The 10641-nt window shown below is 34.0% G+C and carries 9 protein-coding genes; 6 read left to right on the forward strand and 3 right to left on the reverse strand.

Features of this window, described 5'->3' with window-relative positions:
* The first annotated feature begins 182 nt into the window (after positions 1-182).
* The 3 genes from ORL93_RS30135 to ORL93_RS30145 all read left to right on the forward strand — a co-directional run bounded on the left by ORL93_RS30135 (position 183) and on the right by ORL93_RS30145 (position 3772).
* Positions 183-1637, forward strand: coding sequence for a plasmid recombination protein (locus ORL93_RS30135; RefSeq protein ID WP_265960270.1), 1455 nt, complete (start codon positions 183-185; stop codon positions 1635-1637).
* A gap of 221 nt (positions 1638-1858) precedes the next feature.
* Positions 1859-2509, forward strand: a complete 651-nt coding sequence (locus ORL93_RS30140) for a MarR family transcriptional regulator (RefSeq protein ID WP_265960271.1) — start codon at positions 1859-1861, stop codon at positions 2507-2509.
* A gap of 702 nt (positions 2510-3211) precedes the next feature.
* Positions 3212-3772, forward strand: a complete 561-nt coding sequence (locus tag ORL93_RS30145) for a peptidase inhibitor family I36 protein (RefSeq protein ID WP_265960272.1) — start codon at positions 3212-3214, stop codon at positions 3770-3772.
* Positions 3773-4035: 263 nt separating this feature from the next.
* Here the strand turns inward: ORL93_RS30145 and ORL93_RS30150 are convergent, their stop codons facing one another.
* Both ORL93_RS30150 and ORL93_RS30155 read right to left on the reverse strand, forming a co-directional pair.
* Positions 4036-4872: an HAD-IIB family hydrolase gene (locus tag ORL93_RS30150; RefSeq protein WP_265960273.1), complete on the reverse strand. Its 837-nt coding sequence runs from the start codon at positions 4870-4872 to the stop codon at positions 4036-4038.
* Between the two features lie 208 nt (positions 4873-5080).
* Complete coding sequence (locus tag ORL93_RS30155) at positions 5081-5482, reverse strand: hypothetical protein (RefSeq protein WP_265960274.1); 402 nt, start codon at positions 5480-5482, stop codon at positions 5081-5083.
* 129 nt (positions 5483-5611) lie between these two features.
* Here ORL93_RS30155 and ORL93_RS30160 point away from each other — a divergent pair, with 129 nt between their 5' ends.
* The 3 genes from ORL93_RS30160 to ORL93_RS30170 all read left to right on the forward strand — a co-directional run bounded on the left by ORL93_RS30160 (position 5612) and on the right by ORL93_RS30170 (position 7932).
* Complete coding sequence (locus tag ORL93_RS30160; RefSeq protein ID WP_265960275.1) at positions 5612-6220, forward strand: TetR/AcrR family transcriptional regulator; 609 nt, start codon at positions 5612-5614, stop codon at positions 6218-6220.
* Between the two features lie 394 nt (positions 6221-6614).
* Positions 6615-7223, forward strand: coding sequence for a hypothetical protein (locus tag ORL93_RS30165; protein WP_265960276.1), 609 nt, complete (start codon positions 6615-6617; stop codon positions 7221-7223).
* A 535-nt stretch (positions 7224-7758) separates the two neighbouring features.
* On the forward strand, positions 7759-7932 hold the full coding sequence (locus ORL93_RS30170; protein ID WP_265960277.1) for a hypothetical protein: 174 nt from the start codon (positions 7759-7761) through the stop codon (positions 7930-7932).
* Between the two features lie 325 nt (positions 7933-8257).
* Here the strand turns inward: ORL93_RS30170 and ORL93_RS30175 are convergent, their stop codons facing one another.
* A complete protein-coding gene (locus ORL93_RS30175; RefSeq protein ID WP_265960278.1) occupies positions 8258-10216 on the reverse strand; it encodes a M6 family metalloprotease domain-containing protein in 1959 nt (652 codons plus the stop codon).
* Between the last annotated feature and the right edge of the window lie 425 nt (positions 10217-10641).

Below are 10641 nucleotides of genomic sequence, written 5' to 3' on the forward strand. Positions count from 1 at the left end.
AAAGCCCAAGGTTTGTTTTTGCCATGCTGTGCATGGCTCGGCAAAGCCGAAAAGCGTCGCAGACCCCTATCGATTTTGATGCGTTAGCGTCAAAATACGTATAGGGTTACTCTAATTGACTCCATTTCGTCGCTTTGCTAGACTTATGGTATCAATTAATCTAGGGAAAGTGGTGGCACTTTATGTTGTTCTCTATCTCATTTAATCAATCTCACCAAAGTTCATTAAGCCATAATAACAGGGAAAACATTCATGGGAATCCCGGCATCGATCCATCCAGGTTAGACGAGAATATTTACTTTGTTCAAAAGGACATCCAAAGTGTATACAAGGATGTCTTTCAAGAAGCGGTGGACAAGTATAACGAGAAACAAAAACGGAATGACCGTAAGATTAAGGACTATTATGAAAAAATACGTAAAGATGAAAAGACACATGAGCAACGAGAACTCGTTGTAGCGATTGGGGAAGGCAAAGACGACCCAAAGTATAGGGAATCCAAAAAGGAAGCGTTAAAACAGTATGCTGAGGCGTTTCAAGGGCGAAATCCGAATCTAGCAGTTTATAACATGGTTTTACATGATGATGAAGCAAATCCGCATTTACATATTAACTATGTACCGAATTTCGAAAGTAGTCGAGGATTAACGAGGCGTGTCGGAATGGATAGGGCCTTGCAACAACAAGGCATAAAAGGAAAAGGGACGGAGTTAATTGCAAATTGGAGAACATTAGAAACAGCTTATATTGAGGAATTAGCAAAAGAGCATATTTCTGATTTTGAGAGAGCAAATGTAGGATCTCACAAGTACATGAAAGTCCGTCAATATAAGGAATATGCTGAAATGAAATCAACCGTTGAGAATCAAATATATGAAAAAGAAATGCAGTTAGAAGTTTTTGACCATCATATGAAATATGCTGAAGAAAAAGTAAATGAATTACAAATGGTGAAAATACATGTAGCTGATAAATACAAAGAGTTAGAAGAAGTGGAACAACAAGTAAAAAGTGAAAGTGAAAAGTTACAGCTGATTAATCAGCGATATATAGAGTTAGAAAAAAAGGTGAAACAACAGCAAAAAGAATTGGATAGTGCTACGGATCAAGTACCAAATGAACCTGTTGTGATTCCGTTTTTGCGTAGAGAAGTAATAACAGAAGTACAAGATAAAATGTTTGGGAAAGCTGAAATCACGAAGAAACAGACAAGAAATTATGTATTATCACCTGAACAGTATCGTAAAATAACAAAACAAGTGAATGCAGCAGTTACTATCAAAAAGGATTATGAGCGTTTGAAAGAGATAGATTTTGTGAAAGAGAATGAGAGTTTAAAAGTGCATGCAGAGGGGTGGATGGAAGAAAATCGAACATTGAAACAAGAAAAAAGTCAGTTGCAAAAAGAAGTTGGTGCATTAAATAGGGAAATCAGTTCATTAAAAGCTCATATAAGAGGTTTACAGACTAATATAAAGGTTTTATATGAACAGACGAAAAAAGCTTTTAAAGACAAATTTCAGACGTTTAGAGGATTTATCAAAAGTGAATTGGATAATAAAGGCGTAGATAATCATTTTGAGCGTGAACATAAGAGGGAAATGAATAAACATCGAGAGTTTGATATGGAAAGATAGGCGTGATAATGGTGAAAAAGAGAATTGATTTTTAACAGATGGAAACCTTTAACAACACATTTCATGTTATTATATAGAAAGACATATAAACGAGAAAAACCGCCCAAGCTTTGGTCGGCGAGGCGGTTTTTCATAATAAGGTTGGAATCAACCAATATATATTCTATATACATTCTAACATATAAAAGTTGATTCCTTCCACTAAGGGAGAGAATTATTTTATGACAAAAGTTGTAGATTTTGGACAAGCTGAAAAAAAAGCGAAAATAAGAGATAGTAAGATTGATAGTATTTATGACCAGTTGCAAGCAGGTGGTTACTCAGAAGAAGAGAAAGCAATGCTTTTACAGTTATTAAGTAAGGCGACTGGTGGAGAAGAATATTTTATTGCAAAAAAGAAAAAGCCAACAGATCGGGTGAGGTTTGTGCAAATTATTATGGATAATTACAATTACCTGAGTGAAATTAATTATTTAACCACATCTGAAAAAGCGTTTCTAATGGATTTAATACCTTATGTAGAATTTAAAACGAATATTTTGGTTGAAAGAATAAGTAAAGAAAGTGAATTTGACTCTGATAGTGCAACGCCTAGTTATCTTGCTAGAAAGTTAAATAGAACTAGAGGGAAAGTATCAGAGTTAATGAATGGTTTAATGAAAAAAGGATTATTAGCAGTTGCAGAAACTGGAACAACTACAGAAGATGGTCGTATTTGTACAAGTCGTACGTGGTTTGTAAATCCAAATATTATGTGTTGTTCTCCAAAAGATGGAGTAGATAAAGCAACTCAAAAAATCTTTAAAAAATCACTTAAAAATTTTGTAACTGAAGATGGTAAAAAACATAAGTTGCCAATTTATTTATTTTAGATGTCATTTTATATTGACATCCTTTTTTTTATTAGTATTTTCCATTTTTTAGGTGTTCCTTTTTGGGTACACAGGTGTTCCCTTTTGGGTACACCCTATATCTTATAAACCCTTGCTATTACTGACTTTCTTCACTTTGCTCTTCTCACTCTTATATATAGGGCTAAAAGTTCCGCAAGGAACAGGTAGTATTTTTGAGCAAAGAACGCTCAAAAATCTCCACCTTGTCCGCTTTGCTCCCTCCTTGCAAAACTTTTTTCGGCTGGTTTTTAGCTTTCGCCAAGCCGAACAGACCAAAAACGAGGATTTAGATTGCTCGACTTGGACTAGCAATTGTACCAGCCGAACCACCCAGTTCTATCGATTTAAGCAATCAGCTTTTTCTATATGTAGTTACGTTAAGTTCGTGGGGTTTAGTCCCCACACGACTAGCCAGCACTCACACCCAAAAACAAGGGGAAACATCGAAAGGAAAGGAACTCTCTTTGTCTGAAATTATAATTTGCTGTACTTTTATTGGGGATTTTATACATATAGAGAAGCCCTAATTAATAATAATTAAGGGGTACGGAAATGATTCGAGGAATGAAGGTAACACTTAAATTCCTTATGAATTAAGCCTATTTTTCTTTTTTGGGGATAGGAAAACATCTAGGAGGGATTTTCTTGAAGAAAATAGTTATTACATTACTGACTTTTGTTTTGGCGATCATTCCTATTACTGCTTTTGCTGATACGACATCAACTTCAGTTTCAAAACAAACGCCTTCAACACAGATTATGGTTCAATTAAAAGACTTGCCTGTTATGATTGATGGTGTTAAATATGCACAAGATGATTCGCATGTAAAGAATGTAACTCAGTTTGTTTTCGATGACGCTGCAAAAGCAGAGGGAGTAGTCTATGGGTTTACAAATCAAGACCGTTTAAATGCTCATTTGCAGAGTGCTGTTGTTGAGCGTAAAAAGGATACTAAGAACAATACGATTACAGCCCAAGCTGTTTATTATAAATCGTATTTTTATCAACATTCTAATTACGGAGGGAGTTACTTTGGAGCTTCCAGTAATATTAGCTATGTCGGATCAACTTGGAACGACAAAATCTCTTCGTTGAAGGCGGGTTACAATCATAACTGGACAGTTATGTGTTGGGATAGTAACTACAGAGGGGCAAGATTCTGGGTGCAATCCGGTATCAATGTTAGCTATGTCGGATCAACTTGGAACGATAAGGCGTCTTCCATCTTCTTTACTAATTAGACTGAAGGAATAATTATATTTTTTGTGAGAATCTTGCTTATGCAGGATTCTTTTTTGTTGTTTGTTTCAGGGGTATCGCCAGTATTTCGGAAAAACCCCACGCTAAGCAAAAAATACAATAAGCCGCCCATATGGACGGCTTATTTACATAAAAATCGAAAGCGGAAGTCAATGTATCTTGTTTATTTAACATTAGCATCCGTTTGTTTCACAAACAAAGACCATTTAATTTAAAAACTTATAAAAAATGGTTCCAATTACTACTACACAACTAGTTCTTTAATGGTGTTAAGTATCCCTTCTGAATAAGAACCTATGGTTAAACGCCCATGTCCATTTTTTGCCTCACTTGTAGCATTCTCAAGTAAATAACCGAATTTTACAGCCTGTAACATTTTCAAGTCATTACCACTATCACCGAAGGCAATTGCATTTTGTCGGTCTATCTTAAATTTTGCTAATATATATCTCACAATCTCGTCTTTTCCAGTCCCTAAAGGGATAAAATCAATATCATATGCATTCTCTGGGTCTCCAGCCAAAGGATTACATTGATTGATGTTTATACTAATTTTAAAATCACTAGCAACTTGTCTAATATGGTTAAGGTTTAATTGATCGTCCTTTTCATTCTTGCTGAAATAGTAGTAATTGCTTTTGTATTTTGATGCACCCATCTGTGATTGGCTATCTAAAGCAATATTTTTAGAAGCTAACAAATCAACTATCTCTTTTATTTTATCGGGATGGTAATTGCCATTATCAAACCTGCTAAGCCATTCTTTATCAATTTCACCTTGTTTTAATTTGTTGAAATAATGAATTTCTGTTCCCAAATCACTTGCAATAAAATGAGGAAGATACTGAAATCCACCCCTCTTCATTTTTTCAAGAACAGCCTCAATGTTACTACCTGTTACCAAGCCAAAAAGTAAACCAGAAACCCTACTTTTTTCTACGATAGTCTGTTCTAATTCTTGTATTTGACTTTTTCGTTCGGCGGTTAATTGGTGAGGAAAGTACGTTTCATCAAAATCACTAAATACAATGTACTTAGGATTTGGTATTTCTGGTAAAGTTCTAAATAGATTGTAGTCCATAGAGTAACCTCCATAAATTCTTCTCTCATTCACCTTCATCTTACTATAAATATCCAATTACTTATATAACTAAACTGCCAGTTAATTGAACAAGAAACAATGTATACCATATACATGCTCGGTTAACATAACGTCCTATTATTGGCATTGAAAAAGGATCTTCAATTGAAGATCCTCTTATTTTAAATGAGAGATATTTATTTTAAAGTTATTGAGTGTAAATTTTTGCAGATGCATAGCATGGTGCCAAGCTGTCGCATTGTAAATATATACGATATTTTCCATTTTTAAGGCTTGTATAAGGTGGATTACGAGGGTCAACACGACTCCCTTCACTCCACAAAGTTTTGGAAAAAAGGACTCCTCCTGTAGTGTCATTCTTAACCCACATTTTTACATCTGCACTACGATAATTAATAGCTTGAAAATTTAATTTTTGATACGGAGAGGTAATATAAATTGGGGCCGAACTTACAGTTCCATAACCATCTAATAAGGTAGAAGATGAAGCAGCATCTGCTTTAGATTGTGGAAAAAATACAAAAAACATTGAAAAACATAAAACAAATATTAACAGCCATTTCTTTATAATCCCTTGAGATAATGTCATTTAACCATCTCCTTTATAAGTATTATTTTTAAATACCAACTAGTTGGTATTAATTAATGTATTATATGCTGAGGAATGTGCTAGAATTAATTAAATATTCAGTTTCTTTAAAAAAGGGGGGTTGCTATAGTGAATTATCATCAGAAACAATCAGAAGAGACAATTAACAAATTAATGCAATCAGGAATTGAATTGTTTTCTAAACAAGGCTATTCTAGTACAAGCATTGATCAGATTGTAAAACACGCTGGTTATTCTAAAGGTGCTTTCTATGCTCATTTTCCTAACAAAGAAGAGTTTTTACTGAAGCTGATAAAAGAAGGTATTGATTTTTATTTTGAGGATTTAAAAGAAGCTCTTAATGAAAAAGATCGAGATTTACTAAATAAATTTAAAAAACATAGCATGCGTTTGGTGAATGAGGCTTATGAAAAGGGGTCTTCTCCTATGCTTCTTCAAGGATGTATGATTTCGAATGAATTACCACAGATAAAAGAGATACTTATTCTCCAGATGGAAGAATGGAGGACGTTTACTACACATTTTATTCAAGAAATGAAAAATGAAGGCATTATTGGAAGCTTATTGGATGCTAGAACCTTAGCAACAGCTGGAATGGCTCTTTTTAATGGGTTTAATTTGCAATATTTTGTTGATAATCGAATTCAAATACAGGACATGCTAAATGTTTTTGTTGAATTACTCCAAGTCCAAGAACCTAATAAAAAAGATGAATAAGATTATGAATACTTTATAGATGTAAAGTTAACATAACGCAAAATTATCGGTAGCAAGGACAAGCGGGAATCCTTGTTTTTATTGGGTTATTTTCTCTTTTTTATGTGAAATCGATATGCATAATTTTATACATTGTTGTAATAGCAAGGATTTCAGGGATCCTTGCTATTTTCTTTTTTTCTTTTTTCTTGTATAAAATCTTGTATAAATTTGATTATGATTGTTTCAAATCATAGTATATGCTTAATTTGTCTAAATTTTTTTGTGTATTCTTGTTTATTTTTTGTTATGTTTATTTTAAGTGTTGTTTATTTATATTATATCGCCGATATATCGCTTATAAAAATAGAAAGAGGTGGTAGCGATGGCCGATACGGGCGATACAGAAATTGAATTGTTAGAGGGAATCCCTAAGGAATTAAAAAGTCATGATATTGCTAAAACATTTGGAATTGCTGAAAGTACAGTTAGGAAATACGCCCAATCTCTTGAGAAAGCAGGGTATGTTTTTCGAAAAAATGAAAATAACACAAGAATTTTTACCGATATAGATGAGTTAACGTTTAGAGATTTGATTCAAGCTAGAAAAGAAGCTGGAGTAAACCTTGATATGGCGGCTTCCGTAGCAGTGATACGAAGACAGAAGCACAAGTCACCGATACAAAGTGTGCAACCGTTGATAAATAAGGAATCAAAAGATGATTTGATTTCGCACAAAATGCGATATGAGATTCAGAAATTAGCAAATTCATTTCAAAAGCAAATAGAACAAATTGAAGAACAAAATCAAATGATAATCTCTAAGTTGCAAGCATCTGAAGAAACTGAAGTTGAAATAAAAAAACAGTTATTGGAATCTCAAAAAAGGGAAAAAGAAAAAGATCAACAAATTGAAGATATGCAAAAAATGATTGAATATATTTCAGAAAGAGATATAGCTTTTGATAAAAAGATTGAAGAAATTTATCAAGAAGCTAAAAAACCTTGGTGGAAGAGATGGTAAGACACAGGGTTTAATATTTGTTGTATTTTACTTTTTTTAACAAGTTGTTTTGAATAGTAAAAAAAAAAGTTTATCTTTTTTATAAGAGATAATTTTTTATAAAATGGAAGTAAAAAGAAGTGTGTGTATCTATGGGTAATAAAGGAGATGATTATACTGAAAATCTTTTTCTATTTCTTAATTATTCTGTTATTTCTTGTGGTTGATTACTTTTGGTTAGAAGATGAGAGCAAAAGATGGGGATGGTTTAAAAATAGAAGTAAAAAGCAAAAAACAATCTTTTTTACTCTTGTTCTTCTCTTAACTTTCATAGGATACATACTTCTTGATGCTAAATACTTTCTTTCGTAAGCTAAAAGAACCCAATTTTTTTGAGAATTTAATAGTTTATATCATCCACTTTAATAAGTGGGGTTATGGTAATTAGTGAAGTATATATTTTGAATAGAAACCTATACCTAATATTGATAATATATAATTACAATTAGAACTGAGTAATTTTTTGTTTATAAAATAGGGAGGTTTATCATATGTAATGGATCATATTATTGCAAATAGTAGTTTTGATTTAAAAATATATTATGTTTTACTACAAATAGCTTCATTGTTAACTTTTAAAAAGACTGTATTGATTGAAGAAAAGAAAAAACAGTTAATACTACAGATACAAAAAGAAAAGAAAATCCCTAATAATCCATATAAATTGTAACACAAAATAAAAGACGACTTTTAAGTCGTCTTTTATTTTGCAAGTATTTTTATTTTTTATAGAGTCTATAAACTTTTTATTTATAGTGTTTTGAATGTATACTTTTCTTTCTAATTTTGAGGATATCAAGAGAATTGAGTTAAAGTCAATGTTTTAGGGGAAATGAATGTAAACAAATATTTAAAAGTTTACTTTCAAAAATAATAAAAAACAGTAGTGCATAAAATCACTACTGTTTTTTATTATTTTTGAACGAAACTCCCAGCAGATGATAACCCTTTGGGGTAGCTTATCAATGATTTCAATAGCACCCCTCACAAATACATTATTGCGCTACTCCAAATACATTGAGTTCAGCCACACTTGTCCATGGATTATTGTTTATCTCGCTTAAGGCACGCAGTCTAATATAGCGACCTGTCTTGGTTGCAAAGCTGACTTCTTTTAAAGTGGTATCATTTGTAAAGGTACCTGTAGCTACAGCTGTTCCCCAATTCACTCCATCACTACTGACGTAGAACTCATAGCCCTTAATTGTTCCGTTCACTTGGCCGTCTTGTCTTGGCAGGTAGTTGAATTTGGAGAGGCTATAGGTTGCACCTAAATCAATTTGAATCTCGTGCGGCATTGGAGCTACAGGGCTCCAGTTCGTATGCCAAAACGTATCTTTGTTTCCATCAAAGGCATACGTACCCAAATTGTACTGAGCATAACTGTCTACAGATTTTAGTTTCCAATTTGTTTGAGGAATCCAACTAGCTCCTTTTGTCGTGACTGCTACATTCATAGCAGAACCACTTGTGCTTGTCGTTGTAATCGTTACTCCCGATTTTTCTCCAGTGTAGGTATTACTGTTCGGATTGGTGTCTGGACCAAAGGAAGCAGCATGATTTTGATTCGTGTAATAGAATGGGTCTTGGTATTCACTGACAGATTGCTCTATATCAATAAAAGGATGAGGGTCACTATCAGTATTATTCATGGATTCATCAATATGCCAAACCGCTATGCCACCAGAATTTGTTGGCAAGCTTGCATCATATCCAACTTTTTCGCGATTCTCAACTAAAAAATAAGTATTATCCTTTAAAGGAATCTTTAAAACATTATAGTTATTTTGGATGGCATTTAGAGTAAAATTGTTGGTGGCATTTACTACAGTTGGTGTTACAAATCCTAATTTTACTTTCGACCAGGCATCCATATGATCGGGTGTAGCTCCATAATCTTCTCCTTGAAGACTATTCCAGGCTCCATTAGCCATTATACTTAGACCACCCACATGATTATTAACGCCATATAAATCTGGAAGGCCCAAGGAATGACCTAATTCATGAGCAGGAATACCAATCGTTGCCATATGACCATATTGTTTTTCACCCTGCGTCGTATACATACCTGATACTGTAACACCATCGTGATTTGTGTTAGGAGCATACCACTGATGTGCCCAAACATTTGGCACTGAACCACCACTAGCCTCTTCATTGCCAGCAAGAACAGTTACAATGTAGAAGCTATCTTTAGAATTGATGACTTGATCATTATTAGTATCAAAACTAGCAAAATTCACCTTAGGATCAGCTTTATCCAGTGCATCTGTTATAACCGTTTTAATGTCTTTTCCCGATGTATCCGGATGAGCGTAATCTAATTTCACTTTAACCACCCCATCATTTTGCGTACCATATGTTTCGGATGCCGGAGTGATCTGTGCTTTTCCATTACTCACCTCATTATAGTAATCCTTTACTGACTTTTGATTTGCAGCAAAAAATCTGTTGCTCCAATCGTTGTCGCTATATGCGATATCAACATCTGTAAACCCAATTAACACAACAAGTAATTTTTGAGGTCCTGAAACTGGAGTGACAGTTCCGTCAACATTTTCTGGTGATCCCGTAAATTCTTTCATGAGCTCCTGTTTTTTCTTTGCTTGAGGGTTGTATTTCTTTATCCATTTGTTCAAATTGTTCTCATTTACCGCTTTTGCAGGTTTCTTGTCAATTTTATATTTTTTTCCCGTCGATTTCAGTTCGTCTGATGTAAGTTCAGCGTAATTCCAATACCCCTTCTGATCTTGTAAAAGTACGTCGCCATCCTTTGTGCTTGCCCAATGGAACCATTCATCTCCATGCACTGTGGCTTGAAACGATTCGCCTGACGGTTGTTCCATTTTAACAACTCCATCGTATGCTGGTGCGGCAAAGGCGTTCGTTTGAAAGTATAAAACACAAATCAAGGAAAAAACGGACGTGAACAGGAATTTAAAACTTCTTTGCATAAACCTTCCTCCTTTTAGAAATTGTTATCATGTGGTAATGGTTTCCTCTATAGATTCATGAAGATCGCCTCCCCCGTTAAAAATATGCAACAGCATAATTTAAATACCATTTTATGGTAAATCCATATAGTTTTTTGTATTCGGTATAGTAAAATGCCTCGAAAACTATAAGAATTGACGAGTGGCTCAAAAAAGAAGTAATCGTTGCCGTACCCCTATTACGCACTTAATAGAAAAATAAAATAATTAAAGATAGTTGTGTCGTGTCTGTCAACGGTAAGCGGACAGAATGAAGCGAAAGCGAAATGAAGGAGCATTAAGGAGTTGACAGACTCACTATGCAACCCTCTTGTGGTTGTCAAAAGGTACCCTTTTGACCCTGCCAACCGGCGAGGGAGCCCCTCAAGGATTGAGGGGTTGGGGTG

Source organism: Bacillus sp. DHT2, from assembly GCF_026241455.1.
Taxonomy (GTDB): domain Bacteria; phylum Bacillota; class Bacilli; order Bacillales; family Bacillaceae_G; genus Bacillus_A; species Bacillus_A pseudomycoides.

Excerpts from the sequence above, each read along its gene's own strand:
- ORL93_RS30135 (WP_265960270.1), top strand. The coding sequence starts at position 183 with ATGTTGTTCTCTATCTCATTTAATCAATCTCACCAAAGTTCATTAAGC.
- ORL93_RS30140 (WP_265960271.1), top strand. The coding sequence starts at position 1,859 with ATGACAAAAGTTGTAGATTTTGGACAAGCTGAAAAAAAAGCGAAAATA.
- ORL93_RS30150 (WP_265960273.1), bottom strand. The coding sequence starts at position 4,872 with ATGGACTACAATCTATTTAGAACTTTACCAGAAATACCAAATCCTAAG.
- ORL93_RS30155 (WP_265960274.1), bottom strand. The coding sequence starts at position 5,482 with ATGACATTATCTCAAGGGATTATAAAGAAATGGCTGTTAATATTTGTT.
- ORL93_RS30170 (WP_265960277.1), top strand. The coding sequence starts at position 7,759 with ATGGATCATATTATTGCAAATAGTAGTTTTGATTTAAAAATATATTAT.
- ORL93_RS30175 (WP_265960278.1), bottom strand. The coding sequence starts at position 10,216 with ATGCAAAGAAGTTTTAAATTCCTGTTCACGTCCGTTTTTTCCTTGATT.